Genomic DNA, 15,500 nt, shown 5'->3' with positions numbered 1-15,500 from the left:
TGGACGAAGTAGGACGAACCGAGAGGAACGTACGGCGATGACCGATATGACGGACCGGAACCGGGCGCAGACTCCGGAAGGCGAGAACGAGCCGCCCGTGCAGACCCGCAAGTCGCCCCGGCGCGACCCGGGCACCCGCGGGCGGACCACCATCGCCGACGGCGTGGTGGAGAAGATCGCCGGACTCGCCGCCCGCGACGTCGTCGGCGTGCACGCCATGGGCAGCGGCGTCAGCCGTACGCTCGGCGCCGTGCGCGACCGGGTGCCCGGCGGGTCGAAATCGGTGACCCGCGGGGTGAAGGCGGAGGTCGGCGAGCGGCAGACCGCGCTCGACCTGGACATCGTCGTCGACTACGGCGTCTCGATCTCCGACGTCGCCCGCGATGTCCGCGAGAACGTCATCGGCGCCGTGGAACGGATGACGGGCCTCGAAGTCGTCGAGGTCAACATCGCGGTCGGCGACGTCAAGCTCCCGGACGAAGAGGACGAGGAACAGCCGGAGCCCCGGATCCAGTGACGCACCGTAGGAGCGCAGCATGAGCATGGCCGTGGCCGGCATGATCGCCGGGATGGCGCTGGGCTTCGCCGGATACTTCGGCGGCTTCGGTGCCTTCGTACTGGTGGCCGCACTGGGCGCCATCGGGTTCCTCGTCGGCAGGTTGTCCGAGGGGGACCTGGACCTCGGCGAGTTCTTCCGTCCGCGTGACAACCGGCGGCGGTGACCGCGGTGAGCGAGGGGGCCGGTGCGTTCTCCCGCCCCCCGGTCGTAGCGCCGGGGGAGCGCGGCGCCACGCGGATCGCCGACCGGGTCGTCGCCAAGATCGCCGCCCAGGCGGCGCGCGAGGCGGCCGGCCCGCTGCCCAGCGGGGCGTCGCCACCGCACGCCACGGTGGAGGTCCACCACGAGACCGCGCGCGTCCGTGTCCACCTGGAGCTGGACTATCCCGCCGACATCGGCGCGCGGTGCGGCGCGGTGCGCCGCCGCGTCCTGGACCGGGTGCGCACGCTGGTGGGATTCGAGGTGCCGGAGGTCGTCGTCCAGGTGGAACAGCTGCACCTGCCGGCGGCGCCCGGCGCGGCACAGCGGAGGACACGATGAGCGAGCCCCACGGCGGCCGGGACTCCGGGCGCCGCACCCGGCGCGTGCCGGTCCTGGAGAAGGAGGGTCCGGGCGCGACCGCCGGCCACGATCCGCTGCCGGGGCCCGACGGCGGTCAGGACGGCGGACACGGTGTCGGGCGCCGCTTCTGGTCCGCGCGCCGCGTTCCCGCGGCCGTCGTCGCCGTGCTCCTGCTCGCCCTGGCGGGCCTCTTCCTCTACGACATCGCCGCGGTCCGCGCCGGCCGGCCGGTGATGAGCTGGCGCCGCGAACTCGCCCGGCAACTCGCCGAACGGCCCCTGGACGACATCTGGGTCCGCGTCGGCGCGGCGGTCGTCGCCGCCCTCGGCCTCTGGCTCGTCGTTCTGGCCGTCACACCGGGACTGCGCGGTCTGCTGCCGATGCGGCGGACCCATCCGGACGTCCGGGCCGCCCTGGACCGGCCGGCCGCCGCGATGGTGCTGCGGGACCGGGCCATGGAGGTCTCCGGGGTGCAGTCGGCGCGGGCGTCGGTGGGCCGCCGCAAGGCCGTCGTCCGCGCGGTCTCCCACTTCCGCGACCTGGACGACGTACGCGCCGAACTCGACGCGGCGCTCACCGCGGCGATCGCGGCACTGGGCCTGGCCCGGCCGCCGCGGCTGTCCGTGCGTGTCCGGCGACCGGGACGGAAGGGCTGAGACGATGGCACGAACCGTCAACCGCGTCCTGCTCGGTCTCGTCGGGCTGGTCCTCCTCGCCCTCGGCGGCTCCGTGCTCGCCGTCGGCCTGGGTGCGCCCGCGCCCTCCTGGTGGATCCACCGCGGCCGCCACGACGTCCTGCTCGACCACGCCGAACGGACCCGCTGGCGGGAGTCCGGCTGGTGGTGGCCCGTCGTGATCGCCGTCCTCGCCGTGCTGCTGCTGCTCGCCCTGTGGTGGCTCACCGCGGCGCTGCGCCGGCGCCGGCTGACCGAGGTCCTGGTCGACACCGGCGACGGCGAGGGCGCCCAGGTGCGGGGCCGGGCCCTGGAGAAGGTCCTGGAGGCGGAGGCGGCCGGCCTGGACGGCGTCACCCGCGCGCAGGTCCGGCTCACCGGCCGGCGCACCGCACCCCGGGCCCGTGTCCGGTTGCTGCTGGAACCGCACGTGGACCCGGGAACGACCCTCCAGGACCTCGCGGCCCGCACCCTGGCGCACGCCCGCGACGCGGCGGGCCTGACCGCCCTCCCGGCGAAGGTGCGGCTACGGGGCGTCAAGCACCGCGCCGAACGCGTCAGCTGACCCGCCCGCGCACCGGGCCCGGCCCGCGCCGCGCCCACGCCGGCGGGAGCGCCCCGCCGCGCGCCGGGTCACGGCGCGGCCGCGCACCGGGTCACGGCGCGCGCCCGCCCGTCCGGGCCGAAGCCCGCCACCGGCCGGCACCCGTCAGAAGCCGTGCCGTGCCCCGCCGTCGACCGGCACCATGACTCCGGTCACGTAGGACGCGGCGGGGGAGAGCAGGAACGCCGCCGCGCGGCCGAACTCCTCCGGCCTGCCGTACCGGCGCAGCGGGATCCGCGACTCGGACGCCGCGCGGGTCGCCTCCGGGTCCGCCGACAGCGAGTCCAGTTCGCGCACCCGGTCGGTGTCGATACGGCCCGGCAGCACCCCGACGACCCGGATGCCGCGCGGCCCCAGTTCGTCCGAGAGGGACTTGGCGAAGCCCGCGAGTCCCGGCCGCAGCCCGTTGGAGATGGTCAGCCCGGCGATCGGCTCGTACACCGACCCGGACAGCACGAAACCGATGACACCGCCCTCGTCCAGCTCCGCCGCCGCGGCCCGCGCCAGCCGCACCGCGCCGAGGAACACCGACTCGAACGCCGCCTGCCACTGCTCGTCGGAGTTGTCCGCCACGAACCCGGCGGGGGGCCCGCCGACGCTGACGAGGATGCCGTCGAACCGCCCGAACCGCTCCCGCGCGGCGGCGATCAGCCGGGCCGGCGCCTCCGGGTCGGCGTTGTCCACGGCCACGCCGGCCACGTCCGGCCCCAGCGCCGCCGCAGCGGCGGCGACGGTCTCCTCGTCCCGCCCGGTGATGACCACCCTCGCCCCGTCGGCGACCAGCTCGCGCGCGGTGGCGTTGCCGAGGCCGCGGGTGGCCCCGGTCACGACGTACACCCGGTCCTTCAGTCCAAGATCCATGGCCCTATCCTGCCCGCTCCTCGCCGAACAGTGCGAAGGCGGTGTTCACCAGCCCGATGTGACTGAACGCCTGGGGGAAGTTGCCGAGCCTGCGGCCGGTGGCGGGGTCGTACTCCTCGGAGAGCAGCCCCACGTCGTTGGCGAGATCCAGCAGCCGTTCGAACAGCTTGCGGGCCTCGTCCGTGCGGCCCGTCATGTGCAGGGCGTCGGCCAGCCAGAACGAGCACACCAGGAACGTGCCCTCGTCGCCGGGCAGCCCGTCCACGGTCGTCCGGTCGGTGGAGTAGCGGCGCAGGAAACCGTCGTGGCTCAGCTCCGCGCGGACCGCCTCGATGGTGCCCAGCACCCGCGGGTCGTCCGGCGGCAGGAAGCCGACGCGGGGGATCAGCAGCAGCGCGGCGTCCAGCTCCCGTGAGCCGTAGGACTGCGTGAACGTGTTCCGCTCGGGGTCGTAGCCGCGCTCGCACACCTCGCGGTGCACCTCGTCGCGCAGCGCTTCCCAGGCCTCGCGGTCCCCTTCGAGTTCGGGGTGGCGCTCCAGCGCCCGCACCGCGCGGTCGGCGGCCACCCACACCATCACCTTGGAGTGCACGAAGTGCCGGCGCCCGCCGCGCACCTCCCACAGTCCCTCGTCCGGTTCCCGCCAGGCGCGGCACAGGAAGTCCAGCAGGGCCCGCTGGATCTCCCACGCCTCCGGCAGCAGCGGCATGCCCGCGCTCCGGGCCAGCGACAGCGTGTCCATCACCTCGCCGTACACGTCGAGCTGCACCTGCTTGACGGCCGCGTTGCCGATCCGCACCGGCCGCGAGTCGTCGAACCCGGCCAGCCACGGCAGCTCCATCTCCGGCAGCCGCCGCTCGCCCGCCACGCCGTACATGATCTGCAGGTCCGCCGGGTCGCCCGCGACCGCGCGCAGCAGCCACTCACGCCACGCCTCGGCCTCCTCCCGGTAGCCCGCCGCGAGCAGGGCGCCCAGGGTGAGGGTGGAGTCGCGCAGCCAGCAGTAGCGGTAGTCCCAGTTGCGCACCCCGCCGATCTCCTCGGGCAGGGAGGTGGTGGGGGCGGCGACGATGCCGCCGGTGGGGGCGTAGGTGAGCGCCTTGAGGGTGATCAGGGAGCGCAGCACCTCGTCGCGGTACGGCCCGTCGTAGCGGCAGCGGGACGACCAGGCCCGCCAGTCGGCGACGCTCGACTCCAGGGCGGCGAACGGGTCGATCAGCGGCGGGCGGGGCTCGTGCGAGGGGTGCCAGGTGAGCACGAACGCGACCCGCTCGCCCTCCCGCACGGTGAACTCGGAGTGGGTCGACTTGTCCTCGCCCCAGGTGTGCACCGCGCCGACGCTGCGCAGCCACACCGAGTCCGGGCCCGCGACGGCCACCCGGTGCCCGTCGGAGCGGCGCACCCACGGCACGATCGAGCCGTAGTCGAAGCGCAGCCGCAGCGTGCCGCGCATGGTCACGGTGCCGCGCAGGCCCTCCACCACGCGGACGAGGTCGGGGGCGCGGTCCCGCTGCGGCATCAGGTCGGTGACCCGGACCGCTCCCTGCGGGGTCTCCCACTCGGTGTCCAGCACCAGGGTGCCGGGGCGGTAGGCGCGGCGGGTACAGGGGCCCTCGGCGCCGTCGGGGGCCAGCCGCCAGTGGCCGTTCTCCTCGCTGCCGAGCAGCCTGGCGAAGCAGGCGGCCGAGTCGAAGCGGGGCAGGCAGAGCCAGTCCACGGAGCCGTCGCGGCCGACGAGAGCGGCGGTCTGTTCGTCGCCGATGAGCGCGTAGTCCTCGATACGGGGATGCACGGGGTGCGGGTTCCCGGCGGACCCGGGGGTCAATCGGGGCCGCGGCGGGTGGGCCGGGACGCGGCGAGGAGCCGGCGGGCTACACCGGGGCCGGTGCGGCCTGCGAGCTCTCGTCGTCCTTCTCCTCGGCCGCCGCCCGGTCGCGGGCCTCCCTGCGGGCCAGGACCACCCAGCCGACCGGGACGGCGCCGGCGAACAGCCACCACTGGACGGCGTACGCCATGTGCGGGCCGATGTCGTCGTGGTCGGGGGCCGCGATCGGCTGCGGGGTGGCGCCCCGGGGGCGCGGCTCGGTCATGTCGATGTACCCGCCGAGGACCTGCCCGCCCAGCCGCTCCGCCTCCTGCCGGCTGTTGATCAGCATGATCTGGCGGTCCGGCAGCCCCGTCTTGTCCTTGATGCCGCTCGCGGCGGTCGTCTGGTCGGCCATCAGCCGGCCGGTGACGGTGATCTCGCCGCGCGGCGGCGGCGGGATCTTCGGGAACGCGGTCTGGCTCGGCCCGTCCGCGGGGATCCAGCCCCGGTTGACCAGCAGGATCTTGCCGTCGGTGAGTACGAACGGGGTCAGGACGTGGAAACCGATCCGGTCGTCCGCGTTGGTGCGGCGCCGTACGACGACCTCACGGGCGGTGTCGAAGCGGCCCCTCGCCGTCACCCGGCGGTACAGGTCCGCGTCCTTCACCTCGGCACCGGGCGCGGTCAGCGACTCGGCCGGCACCGGCTCCGCCGCCAGCGAGTCGGCGATCACCCTGTTGAGGGCGACCTTGTGCTGGTGCCGGTGCAGCTGCCAGAAGCCCAGCTCGATCATCGTCGGGATGAGGGCGAGGGCGACAAGGGTGAGGATCACCCACTGCCGGGACAACAGGAAGCGGTACACCCCACGACGGTACATCTTGGGCCGTGGGGTGCGGTCGGCAGGGGTGGCGGGGCGGGGTCACACGCGGTCGACGATGCCTGCCTTTCCCTCGGCGCGGGCGCAGTGGGCGCCGCAGTACCAGTGGCCCTCGACCTCGACGCCCTGGCCGATGATCTGCACCCGGCAGTGCTCGCAGATCGGGGCCATGCGGTGGATCGCGCAGGAGAAGCAGTCGAAGACGTGCACCGCGCCCTGCGCGTGCACCTCGAAGGTCATTCCGTAGTTGTTGCCGCACACTTCACATGTCGCCATGCGCCACAGGGTGGGCCGTCGCCGCCGCGCGGGCGAGCGGGCGGCGGGCGAGTCGCACGGCAATCACCCGTCCGTACGGTCACTGCTCCGACGCCGGTTCCACATCTCCCAGCAACTGGCCGAACGCGGCCTCGTCGACCACCGGTGTGCCGTACTGCCGCGCCTTCAGCACCTTGGACGTGCCCGAGTCGGGGTCGTTGGTGACGAGCAGGCTGGTCAGCCGGGACAGGCTGGTCGCGACGTGCAGTCCCGCCTCGACCGCGCGGTCCTCCAGCAGCTCCCGCTCCACCGAGGTGTCCCCGGAGAAGGCGACCCGCATGCCCTGCTTGAGCCTTTTGCCCTCTTCGTACCGCCCGGGGTTGGGGTAGGGGCACGCGGGCCGCTTCCGGGACGGACGCCAACTCGCCGCCCGGTGACCGCCGCCCCCGTACCCGCCCGGGCCGCCCGGCTGCTGACCGATGCGCGGCACGGGCCGGTCCGCCCACTCGGTCAGCGGCCGGCACTCGTGCAGCGGCAGCCGTACGCCCCCCTGGGCGGCGGCGTGCAGGCTCGGCCGGAACGCCTCGGCCAGCACGCGCGCGTCGTCCAGCGCGTGGTGCGCCCGGCGCTGGACCACCCCGAAGTGCGCGGCCAGCGACTCCAGCTTGTGGTTGGGCAGCGGCAGGGCGAGCGCCTTGGACAGCGCGATGGTGCACAGCCGCTGCCGGACCGGCGCCTCACGGCGCGCCCGCGCGTACTCCCGGGCGATCATCTGCCAGTCGAAGACGGCGTTGTGCGCGACCAGCACCCGGTCCGCCAGCCGGGCCGCGAACTCCTCGGCGACGTCCGCGAAGAGGGGCGCCCCCTCCAGCGCCTCGCTCGTCAGGCCGTGGATCCAGACCGGGCCCGGGTCGCGCTCCGGGTTGACCAGCGTGTACCAGTGGTCCTCGACCTCGCCGCGCGCGTCCAGGCGGTAGACGGCCGCGGAGATGATCCGGTCGTCCCGGGCCAGGCCGGTCGTCTCCACGTCAACGACCGCGTACCCGTTCGGATACGCGGCCGGCCACGTCGTGGCGGCGGACACTGCGGGCATGTGGTCTTCGAGCATGGTCACTGAGGATACGGGCCGGTACTGACAGCGCGGGTGAAAGGCCCTCACGAGGCCCCTCCCGCGGCGCCGTTGTCCGGCACGCGCGCGTGCATTGGCGGAGATCGCCAACAAACAAGCGCTTACCGCCGGTAATACTTATCGGTAACAACCTCTGGACCGGGCCGTACGGCGGTCCTACGTTGCAGGAATGCCGAACCTCCCCAATGTCGTGGTGTGGTCGATACCCGCCTTCGCGCTGCTCACGATCCTCGAAATGATCAGCGTCCGGCTCCATCCCGACGAGGAACAGGCCGGGTACGAGACGAAGGACGCGGCGACGAGCCTGACCATGGGGCTCGGCAGTCTCCTCTTCGACTTCCTCTGGAAGTTCCCGGTCGTCGCGATCTACACGGCCGTCTACGAACTCACCCCGCTGCGCGTGCCCGTGCTGTGGTGGACCGTCGCCCTCATGCTCCTCGCGCAGGACTTCTTCTACTACTGGTCGCACCGCGGCCACCACGTCGTCCGCATCCTGTGGGCCTGCCACGTGGTCCACCACTCCAGCCGGAAGTTCAACCTCACCACCGCGCTGCGCCAGCCCTGGACCTCGCTGACCGTCTGGCCCTTCTACCTCCCCCTGATCGCCGCCGGCGTGCACCCGGCCGCGCTCGCCTTCTGCTCCTCGGCGAACCTCGTGTACCAGTTCTGGATCCACACCGAGCGCATCGGCAAGATGCCCCGCTGGTTCGAGTTCGTCTTCAACACGCCGTCCCACCACCGGGTCCACCACGCCTCGCAGGGCGGCTACCTCGACCGCAACTTCGGCGGCATCCTCATCGTCTGGGACCGCCTCTTCGGCTCCTTCACCCCCGAGACCGAGCGGCCCGTCTACGGACTGACGAAGAACATCGAGACCTACAACCCGCTGCGGGTCGCCACCCACGAGTACGTCTCCATCGCCAAGGACCTGAAGGCCGCCTCCGGTTGGCGGGAACGGGCGGGCCGCGTGTTCCGCGGTCCGGGCTGGCAGCCCGCCGCGCCGGCGGCCAAGGGGCAGGAGGAAACGGGGACACGGGCGGAGACCGTGACAAAGGCGAAGAAGGCGGACTCGAAGGCCGGGACGGCCGAGACGGCCGACGAGACCGTGGTCGCATGAGGGTCCGCCACCCCCTCCTGGCCGTCTTCCTCCTCGCCGCCCTCGTCGACCTCGGCTCCCTCGCCGCCGGCTACGACCCCGGGCACCTGGTCGCCAAGCCCCTGCTGATGCCCCTGCTCGCCGCCTACGCCGCCCTGCGCGGAGCCCCCCGGCCGCTGCTCGCCGCGCTGCTGTGCGGCTGGGGCGGCGACGTGCTGCTGCTGTCCGGCGCGGAGCCCGCCTTCCTCGCCGGAATGGCCTCCTTCGCCGCCGGACACGTCTGCTACCTGCTGCTGTTCACGGCGTACGGCCGTCCGCACGCCCACCGGGGCTTCCTCCTCGTCTGCTACGGCGTCCTGCTGGCGGGCACGGTCGCCGTGCTCTGGCCCGGTCTGCCCGCCGCTCTGCGCCTGCCCGTCGCCGGCTACAGCCTGCTGCTCACGGTCATGGCGTACCGCGCGGGGACCCGGTTCGGACGCACCGCGGGAATCGGCGGCGCGCTGTTCATGCTCTCCGACGCCCTCATCGCCGGCGGGCTCGCCGACTGGCCGCAGCCGCCGCGCCCCGACCTGTGGATCATGCTCACCTACATCGCCGCGCAGTTCCTGCTCGTCGGCGGCACGCTCAAGGCCCTCGACACGCACCCCCCGGCCGCACGGACGGACGGCGCGGTGCGCTCGGCCACCCCCTGACCGCCGCCCGGCCTCCGAGGTGCCCGCGACGACCTGACCGTCACCAGCGGATCGGCACCGGAAGCGCGGTGAGCAGCCCGGACACCGCGACCACCACCGCCAGCACGGCCACCTCCGCGCGCGCGGGCGCGCAGGCGGTCAGCGGGTCGGCGGCGCGGGACAGCCGGATCCGCGCCCACAGCGCCAGCGCGGCGACGACGGCGACGAGGAGCACCTTGGCGAGCAGGGTGCGCCCGTACGCCGTCGTGGTCAGCTGCTCCAGCACCGTCTGCGGCGGCATCCGGCGCAGGGTGCTCACCAGGCCCGTCGCGGTGAGCGCGGCGAGCAGCACGGCCGCCACGCGCGCGTAACGGCCGAGCAGCGCCGCGCCCGCCCCGTGCGCGCCCCACCGGCGCAGCGTGCGCAGCGCGTACAGCAGACCGCCCGCCCACAGCGACGAGCACACCACGTGAACCAGCGTCAGACCCGAACCCAGCAGCGGGCTGTGCTCGGTCGGCGGGTGCGCGCGCAGTGCCTCCGCGACCGCCACCGCGGCCAGCGGCCACACCTGCGTGCCCGGGCGGCGCGACAGGGCGCACAGGCCCGCCAGCGCGAACGCGTTGACCTCCAGCAGGGCGAGCCGGCCGTCGCGCGAGGCGTACAGGCCGCCCACGTCGATCTGGCCGGGGGAGTCCGGCACCAGGTTGCCGGTCGCCACCACCGAGGCCAGCCCCAGCGCGGCCAGGAACCCGGCGCCGGCCGCCCACGCCGCCCAGTCGCGCGGCCGTTCGGCCGGGGCGCCGGGCACGGCACGGGCCAGCCGCCGCACGAACAGCTCGCCCAGCGGGACGCTCAGCGCCGCGAAGAGAACGGTGCGCAGCAGGCCGATGCCGCCGGCACCGGGCGCCTCGGCCTCCCCGGTGCCGTGGAGCGCGGCGGACGGCCCGAGCAGCGGGATCAGCGCCCCCAGCGTCACCAGCACCAGCACGGCGACGGCCCCGCCGGCACCGGTCGTCCGGGTCCTGCCGCCGCGGCGGGCGTGCCGCCCCCGGCCGCGCGTGCCGGCGGGCCCGGAGGCCGGTCGTGTCGAGGTCACTTCATGGTCCTGTGTCGTCGTCCGCTCATGCCCAGCGCGCCGCGTCCGCTCCCCACGGCCCCGGTGGCCGCGCCCAGTCGCCGGGTCCGCCGTCGAAGGCGACCGGCGGCAGGGCGTACCGGAGCCGGCCGAGCCGGCTGTCCCGTTCGGTGAGCCACGGGCCGGCGCCGGCGTACTCGTCCCCGGCGGTGCCGGTGTCCGCGGCGACCTCCTCCGTCAGCCAGCGCGCCGTCCGCGCCAGCGCCACCCGGACGACCCGCGCGTACCCGTCCTCCGACTGCTCCGTCAGCGCCCGCAGCACCGCCGCCGCGAGCAGGTGACCCGAGCCGTGGTCGAGGAGCTGGGCGGGCAGCGCTCCGGGGCGCCGCGCCGTGCCCTCGGCGACCGCGATGCCGGTGGCGGCCTGCACCAGGCTGTCGAAACCGCGCCGCCCGCCCCAGGGCCCGTACCCGCCCCACGCCGACAGCTCGGCCACCACCAGGCCGGGCCGCCGCTCGACCAGTGCCTCGGCCGCGAGGCCGAAGCGGTCCAGCGCGCCGGGCCGGTAGCCGGTGACGACGACGTCCGCCGCGGCGAGCAGCTCCTCGAAGGCGCGCCGGCCGGTGGCGAGGTCGAGGGTGGCGGACCGCTTGCCGAAGCCCGTGTCGGCGTGCTGACCGGGCAGCTCGGGCAGCCCCGGCGGGTCCAGCCGCAGCACGTCCGCGCCGAGCAGGGAGAGGGTGCGGGTGGCCACCGGTCCGGCGATGACCCGGGACAGGTCCAGTACGCGCAGCCCGGCGGCGGGCAGCAGGGGCGTGCCCCCGGCGGGCAGGGGCGCGAGCACGCGCGCGCGTGCGGTGTCGAGCCGTGCGCGCTCCACCAGCGGCCGGGCCGCCAGGGCGACCGCCTGCGGGTGCCGGGCCCACTCCTCGAAGGTCCGTACGGCGACGGCGAGACCGCCGGCGGCGTACACCGACTCCTCGACGTCGGCGGCCGTCCGCTCCGCCATCGCCGCCTCCACCTCGCGCTCCCCGGCGGCCTCCCCGGCCCGGAGCGCGGACAGCAGCCGCTGCCGGTGGTGCGGGTAGTTGGCATGGGTGCGCACCCAGCCGTCCGCCGTGCGCCAGAACCGGGACAGCGGGGCGAAGCCGACCGGTGCGCGCCCGCCGACCAGCAGGTGCCGCTCGCTGGTGAACGCGGTGGCCACGGCGCCGTCGTCCACCCGCACGCCGGGCACCCGCGCGAGCCCGGCGCGGCGCGCCGCGAGTTCGGCGGCGGCCAGCGCGCACGCCGCGACGCAGGCCCGGGCCGCCTCCCGGACCGGGAGGCGGGCGGGGAGCGCGCCGTGCCGCGGCGTCACCGTGACCCGGCCGGCCCGCGCGGGATCGCCGCCCACGGCGGACCAGGCGTAAGCGATGTTCTGCATGCATGCACTATGCCGGGCCGCGTGGGGGCGTTCCCACGCGGCCCGGCATCAGTACGGGGCTCTCGTCCGGACCGTCAGTCCACCGCGTCCAGCGCGTCGACGATGCCGAAGCCGTAGAACCCGTTGACGCGCTTGCCGCCCTCGCAGACCGCGTCCTGCGTGCCGTCGCCGTTCTGGTCGTAGGACTCGGGGCAGCCCGGGTTGTCCGCCTGGGCCTTCAGCAGCGCCTGGAGCTGCGCCGGAGTGGCGTACGGGTACTCCGACTTCAGCAGCGCGGCGACGCCCGCCGCGTGCGGCGAGGCCATCGAGGTGCCCTGCAGGAAGCCGTACTGGTTGTTCGGCATCGTGGACAGGATGCGGCCGTTCTTCGACGGCGTGTCCGGGATCTGGTAGAGCCGGTCGCCGCCCGGCGCCGCCACGTCGACCACCCGGTTGCCGTACGAGGAGTAGTACGACTTCAGGTTGTTCACGCCCGTCGCGCTGACCGTGACGACCCCCGGGAGCTGGGTCGGCACGTCGTAGCACTCGTGCGGGTCGATGGTGCGCTCGACCGGCGTGGTGTCGTTGGGGCTGGAGTCGTCGAGGATCGCGTCCGCGTCGAGGTCGTGGTTGGAGTTGCCCGCGGACGCCAGGTGCAGCGTGCCCTTCTTCTGCGCGTACAGCTGGGCCCGGTTGACCGCGTCGACGATGGCCCGCTGGTCGGGGTCGTCCATGCAGTTGTACAGCCACGGGTCCACGTAGTAGCTGTTGTTCGTGATCTCGACGCCGTGGTCGGCGGCGAACACGAAGGCGCAGACGACGCTCTCCGCGTAGAAGAGCCCGCTCGCCGGGTCGGTCACCTGGATGCCGGCGACCTTGACGCCGGGCGCGACACCGGCCACGCCGACGCCGTTGCGGGCGGCGGCGATCTCGCCGGCCACGTGCGTGCCGTGGTAGTCCGCCTCGGTGTACGGCCGCCAGGCGCCCTCACTGGTGTCCGCGACGCCGCCCGCGCAGTTCGCCGACTGCGACTTGGAGAAGTTCGGGGCGAGGTCCGGGTGGGTGTCGTCCACACCGGTGTCGATGACGGCGACGGTCACCCTCTTGCTGCCCGGGTTGATCTGGGCGGCCTTGTCGGCGCCGATCGCGCGCAGGTCCCACTGGTCGGCCTCGAGGGGCTCGGCGCCCGGGGTGGCCGCCGAGGCGGCCTTCACCTTCGCGGCCTCCGCGGCCGTCAGGTAGTCGACGGCGCCCTCGTCCGTGGTGCCCGCGGGCGTCAGCGGCGCGGTGCGCGTGGCACCCGCCGACTGCACCCCGCGGACGGTGCGTATCTGCTCGGCGAAGTCGGGGTTCGCCGAGTGCGCGACGATCACACCGATCTTCTCGTACGTCGTGACGATGGTGCCGCCGGCCGCGGTGACCGCCTTCTTCACCGCCGCGATCGTGCCCTTGTTCACCTTGGTGTTCACGACGTACGCCAGCTCGGGCGCGTCCGCCGCCTGCGTCGCGGCGTCCAGCTGCGGCGCGGCCGAGGCGGTCGCGGGCAGGAAGCCGAGCGAGGCGGTCAGCGACAGCACGACCGGCACCGCGAGGGCGAGTCGGCGTCTGGAGCGCAGATGAGCCATGGGGTCTCCACATCATCCGGAAAACGAAACCGGCCCGAGACACAAGGTGGCGCTCGGGCAGGTGCATGACGATGGTGCAGGGGGACGCTATCTCCCCGACTCGCTGACCAGCAATGAGTTACGGCGATGACTTCTCAGATTTACGGCCCGCACGGTTGAACCGGTTCCTCGGACGCGCCGTGACGTTGAGCAGAGGGCCGGGACACGGCCGGGCCCCCTGTCGGATCACGCCGGGGGCCACTACCATCGCCGCCCGGTAGATGTGATCCAGATCACTCCTGTCATTGCCCGCACCGCGAGGAGACTCCGTGGCCACCGACGCACCGCCCCCTTCGAAGACCGAACACCGGCTCCCGTCCACCGAGGAGTTCGCCCGGGTGCAGGAGAGCGCGGAGTTCGGTGAACTGCGCCGCTCCTACCGCTCCTTCGCCTTTCCGCTGACCGTCGGCTTCATCGCCTGGTACCTGCTGTACGTGCTGCTCTCCAACTACGCGGGCGGCTTCATGGGCACCAAGCTGTTCGGCAACATCAACGTGGCCCTCGCCCTCGGCCTCGCCCAGTTCCTTACCACGTTCCTCATCGCCTGGTGGTACGCGCGGCACGCCGCCGCCAAGCTCGACCCCAAGGCCGAGGCCATCAAGAACCGTATGGAGTCCGCCGAATGAACACCGCAGCCATCACCCTGGCCGCCGGCGAGGCCAGCGAGCACCGCGGGCTGATCATCAGCCTCTTCGGTGTCTTCGTCGTCGCCACCCTGGTCATCACCATCTGGGCCGGCCGGCAGACCAAGGACGCCGCCGACTTCTACGCCGGCGGACGCCAGTTCACCGGCTTCCAGAACGGCCTCGCCGTCTCCGGCGACTACATGTCCGCCGCGTCCTTCCTCGGCATCGCCGGCGCCATCGCCCTCTTCGGCTACGACGGCTTCCTCTACTCCATCGGCTTCCTCGTCGCCTGGCTCGTCGCCCTGCTGCTGGTCGCCGAGCCGCTGCGCAACTCCGGCCGCTACACCATGGGCGACGTCCTCGCCTACCGGATGCGCCAGCGCCCGGTGCGCACCGCGGCCGGCACCTCCACCATCGTCGTGTCGATCTTCTACCTGCTGGCCCAGATGGCGGGCGCGGGCGTCCTGGTGTCCCTGCTGCTCGGCATCACCAGCGACGGCGGCAAGATCGCCATCGTCGCCCTGGTCGGCATCCTGATGATCGTCTACGTCAGCATCGGCGGCATGAAGGGCACCACCTGGGTGCAGATGGTCAAGGCCGTGCTGCTCATCGCGGGCGCCCTGCTGCTGACCTTCCTGGTGCTGCTGAAGTTCGACTTCAACATCTCCGACCTGCTCGGCACCGCCGCCGACCGGAGCGGCCACGGAGCGGCCTTCCTGGAGCCCGGCCTCAAGTACGGCGCCACCGGCACCAGCAAGCTGGACTTCATCTCGCTCGGCATCGCCCTCGTCCTGGGCACCGCCGGCCTGCCCCACATCCTGATCCGCTTCTACACCGTCCCCACCGCCCAGGCCGCCCGCAAGTCCGTCATCTGGGCGATCGGCCTGATCGGCGCCTTCTACCTGATGACCCTCGCGCTCGGCTTCGGCGCCGCCGCGCTGATCAGCCCCGAGGAGATCACCAGCTCCAACAAGGCGGGCAACACCGCCGCCCCGCTGCTCGCCCTGCACCTCGGCGGCGTCGACTCCACCTGGGGCGCCATCCTGCTCGCCACCATCTCGGCGGTCGCCTTCGCCACCATCCTCGCGGTCGTCGCCGGCCTCACCCTCGCCTCGTCCTCGTCGTTCGCGCACGACATCTACGCCAACGTCATCAAGAAGGGCCAGGCCTCCGAGAAGCAGGAGATCAGCGCCGCCCGCTGGGCCACCGTCGGCATCGGCGCGGTCTCCATCGTGCTCGGCGCCCTCGCCCGCGACCTGAACGTGGCCGGCCTGGTCGCCCTCGCCTTCGCGGTCGCCGCCTCCGCCAACCTGCCGACCATCCTCTACAGCCTGTTCTGGAAGCGCTTCACCACCCAGGGCGCCCTGTGGTCGATCTACGGCGGTCTGATCACCGCGGTCGGCCTGGTGCTGTTCTCGCCGGTCGTCTCCGGCAAGCCCACCTCGATGTTCCCCGACGTCGACTTCCACTGGTTCCCGCTGGAGAACCCGGGCATCATCTCCATCCCGGTCGGCTTCCTGCTGGGCGTCATCGGCACCCTGATGTCGAAGGAGGAGCCGGACAAGGGCAAGTACGCCGAGCTGGAGGTCCGCTCCCTCACCGGCACCGGCGCTCACTGAGCCCGCCCCGCACGGCC

The 15,500-nt window shown here is 73.6% G+C and carries 17 protein-coding genes; 9 read left to right on the top strand and 8 right to left on the bottom strand.

What is annotated here, in order from left to right:
• Window positions 1-37 precede the first annotated feature (37 nt).
• Genes SGLAU_RS08040 through amaP form a run of 5 tightly spaced genes read left to right on the top strand, consistent with a single transcriptional unit; the run spans window position 38 to window position 2,359 of the window.
• Window positions 38-517: an Asp23/Gls24 family envelope stress response protein gene (locus SGLAU_RS08040; protein WP_043499637.1), complete on the top strand. Its 480-nt coding sequence runs from the start codon at window positions 38-40 to the stop codon at window positions 515-517.
• Window positions 518-536: 19 nt separating this feature from the next.
• Window positions 537-722: a hypothetical protein gene (locus tag SGLAU_RS08035; protein ID WP_043499635.1), complete on the top strand. Its 186-nt coding sequence runs from the start codon at window positions 537-539 to the stop codon at window positions 720-722.
• A complete protein-coding gene (locus tag SGLAU_RS08030) occupies window positions 719-1,099 on the top strand; it encodes an Asp23/Gls24 family envelope stress response protein (protein ID WP_043499633.1) in 381 nt (126 codons plus the stop codon). Before SGLAU_RS08035 ends, SGLAU_RS08030 begins: the two co-directional genes overlap by 4 nt.
• Window positions 1,096-1,776 carry a DUF6286 domain-containing protein gene (locus SGLAU_RS08025; protein ID WP_043499630.1) on the top strand — a complete coding sequence of 227 codons (681 nt, stop codon included), beginning with the start codon at window positions 1,096-1,098 and terminating at the stop codon, window positions 1,774-1,776. Before SGLAU_RS08030 ends, SGLAU_RS08025 begins: the two co-directional genes overlap by 4 nt.
• Window positions 1,777-1,780: 4 nt before the next feature.
• Complete coding sequence (gene amaP / locus SGLAU_RS08020) at window positions 1,781-2,359, top strand: alkaline shock response membrane anchor protein AmaP (protein WP_043499629.1); 579 nt, start codon at window positions 1,781-1,783, stop codon at window positions 2,357-2,359.
• 144 nt (window positions 2,360-2,503) lie between these two features.
• Here amaP and SGLAU_RS08015 read toward each other — a convergent pair whose 3' ends face one another.
• The 5 genes from SGLAU_RS08015 to SGLAU_RS07995 form a co-directional block, all read right to left on the bottom strand.
• Window positions 2,504-3,259 carry an SDR family oxidoreductase gene (locus SGLAU_RS08015; protein ID WP_043499628.1) on the bottom strand — a complete coding sequence of 252 codons (756 nt, stop codon included), beginning with the start codon at window positions 3,257-3,259 and terminating at the stop codon, window positions 2,504-2,506.
• Between the two features lie 4 nt (window positions 3,260-3,263).
• Window positions 3,264-5,051 (bottom strand): glycoside hydrolase family 15 protein, encoded by a 1,788-nt coding sequence (locus tag SGLAU_RS08010; RefSeq protein ID WP_043499625.1) that lies wholly within the window; start codon window positions 5,049-5,051, stop codon window positions 3,264-3,266.
• A 79-nt stretch (window positions 5,052-5,130) separates the two neighbouring features.
• A complete protein-coding gene (locus tag SGLAU_RS08005) occupies window positions 5,131-5,928 on the bottom strand; it encodes an SURF1 family protein (protein ID WP_043499623.1) in 798 nt (265 codons plus the stop codon).
• Window positions 5,929-5,985: 57 nt separating this feature from the next.
• Entirely contained in the window at window positions 5,986-6,219 is a 234-nt protein-coding gene (locus tag SGLAU_RS08000) for a hypothetical protein (protein WP_078957636.1), read from the bottom strand.
• Between the two features lie 79 nt (window positions 6,220-6,298).
• A complete protein-coding gene (locus SGLAU_RS07995; protein ID WP_099052775.1) occupies window positions 6,299-7,306 on the bottom strand; it encodes a DEDDh family exonuclease in 1,008 nt (335 codons plus the stop codon).
• A gap of 190 nt (window positions 7,307-7,496) precedes the next feature.
• On the opposite strand from SGLAU_RS07995, the gene SGLAU_RS07990 reads away from it, so the two are divergent.
• Window positions 7,497-8,444 carry a sterol desaturase family protein gene (locus SGLAU_RS07990; RefSeq protein ID WP_078957635.1) on the top strand — a complete coding sequence of 316 codons (948 nt, stop codon included), beginning with the start codon at window positions 7,497-7,499 and terminating at the stop codon, window positions 8,442-8,444.
• Window positions 8,441-9,115 (top strand): lysoplasmalogenase, encoded by a 675-nt coding sequence (locus tag SGLAU_RS07985; protein WP_043499619.1) that lies wholly within the window; start codon window positions 8,441-8,443, stop codon window positions 9,113-9,115. Before SGLAU_RS07990 ends, SGLAU_RS07985 begins: the two co-directional genes overlap by 4 nt.
• A gap of 40 nt (window positions 9,116-9,155) precedes the next feature.
• On the opposite strand, the gene SGLAU_RS07980 is transcribed toward SGLAU_RS07985, so the two are convergent.
• The 3 genes from SGLAU_RS07980 to SGLAU_RS07970 form a co-directional block, all read right to left on the bottom strand.
• Entirely contained in the window at window positions 9,156-10,190 is a 1,035-nt protein-coding gene (locus SGLAU_RS07980; RefSeq protein ID WP_043499618.1) for a CopD family protein, read from the bottom strand.
• Between the two features lie 25 nt (window positions 10,191-10,215).
• On the bottom strand, window positions 10,216-11,595 hold the full coding sequence (locus SGLAU_RS07975) for a CoA transferase (RefSeq protein ID WP_043499617.1): 1,380 nt from the start codon (window positions 11,593-11,595) through the stop codon (window positions 10,216-10,218).
• Between the two features lie 74 nt (window positions 11,596-11,669).
• Window positions 11,670-13,199 carry a S8 family peptidase gene (locus SGLAU_RS07970; protein WP_043499616.1) on the bottom strand — a complete coding sequence of 510 codons (1,530 nt, stop codon included), beginning with the start codon at window positions 13,197-13,199 and terminating at the stop codon, window positions 11,670-11,672.
• A gap of 308 nt (window positions 13,200-13,507) precedes the next feature.
• Here SGLAU_RS07970 and SGLAU_RS07965 point away from each other — a divergent pair, with 308 nt between their 5' ends.
• Entirely contained in the window at window positions 13,508-13,864 is a 357-nt protein-coding gene (locus SGLAU_RS07965) for a DUF485 domain-containing protein (RefSeq protein WP_043499614.1), read from the top strand.
• Window positions 13,861-15,483, top strand: coding sequence for a cation acetate symporter (locus SGLAU_RS07960; RefSeq protein WP_043499612.1), 1,623 nt, complete (start codon window positions 13,861-13,863; stop codon window positions 15,481-15,483). Before SGLAU_RS07965 ends, SGLAU_RS07960 begins: the two co-directional genes overlap by 4 nt.
• Window positions 15,484-15,500: the final 17 nt, after the last annotated feature.

The sequence above is a fragment of the Streptomyces glaucescens genome, from assembly GCF_000761215.1.
Classification (GTDB): Bacteria; Actinomycetota; Actinomycetes; order Streptomycetales; family Streptomycetaceae; genus Streptomyces; species Streptomyces glaucescens_B.
Note: the sequence above shows the minus strand (reverse complement) of the source record. Positions and strands in the feature narration are given on the sequence as shown.

Excerpts from the sequence above, each read along its gene's own strand:
- SGLAU_RS08040 (WP_043499637.1), top strand. The coding sequence starts at position 38 with ATGACCGATATGACGGACCGGAACCGGGCGCAGACTCCGGAAGGCGAG.
- SGLAU_RS08035 (WP_043499635.1), top strand. The coding sequence starts at position 537 with ATGAGCATGGCCGTGGCCGGCATGATCGCCGGGATGGCGCTGGGCTTC.
- SGLAU_RS08025 (WP_043499630.1), top strand. The coding sequence starts at position 1,096 with ATGAGCGAGCCCCACGGCGGCCGGGACTCCGGGCGCCGCACCCGGCGC.
- amaP (WP_043499629.1), top strand. The coding sequence starts at position 1,781 with ATGGCACGAACCGTCAACCGCGTCCTGCTCGGTCTCGTCGGGCTGGTC.
- SGLAU_RS08015 (WP_043499628.1), bottom strand. The coding sequence starts at position 3,259 with ATGGATCTTGGACTGAAGGACCGGGTGTACGTCGTGACCGGGGCCACC.
- SGLAU_RS08000 (WP_078957636.1), bottom strand. The coding sequence starts at position 6,219 with ATGGCGACATGTGAAGTGTGCGGCAACAACTACGGAATGACCTTCGAG.
- SGLAU_RS07995 (WP_099052775.1), bottom strand. The coding sequence starts at position 7,306 with ATGCTCGAAGACCACATGCCCGCAGTGTCCGCCGCCACGACGTGGCCG.
- SGLAU_RS07990 (WP_078957635.1), top strand. The coding sequence starts at position 7,497 with ATGCCGAACCTCCCCAATGTCGTGGTGTGGTCGATACCCGCCTTCGCG.
- SGLAU_RS07985 (WP_043499619.1), top strand. The coding sequence starts at position 8,441 with ATGAGGGTCCGCCACCCCCTCCTGGCCGTCTTCCTCCTCGCCGCCCTC.
- SGLAU_RS07975 (WP_043499617.1), bottom strand. The coding sequence starts at position 11,595 with ATGCAGAACATCGCTTACGCCTGGTCCGCCGTGGGCGGCGATCCCGCG.
- SGLAU_RS07970 (WP_043499616.1), bottom strand. The coding sequence starts at position 13,199 with ATGGCTCATCTGCGCTCCAGACGCCGACTCGCCCTCGCGGTGCCGGTC.
- SGLAU_RS07960 (WP_043499612.1), top strand. The coding sequence starts at position 13,861 with ATGAACACCGCAGCCATCACCCTGGCCGCCGGCGAGGCCAGCGAGCAC.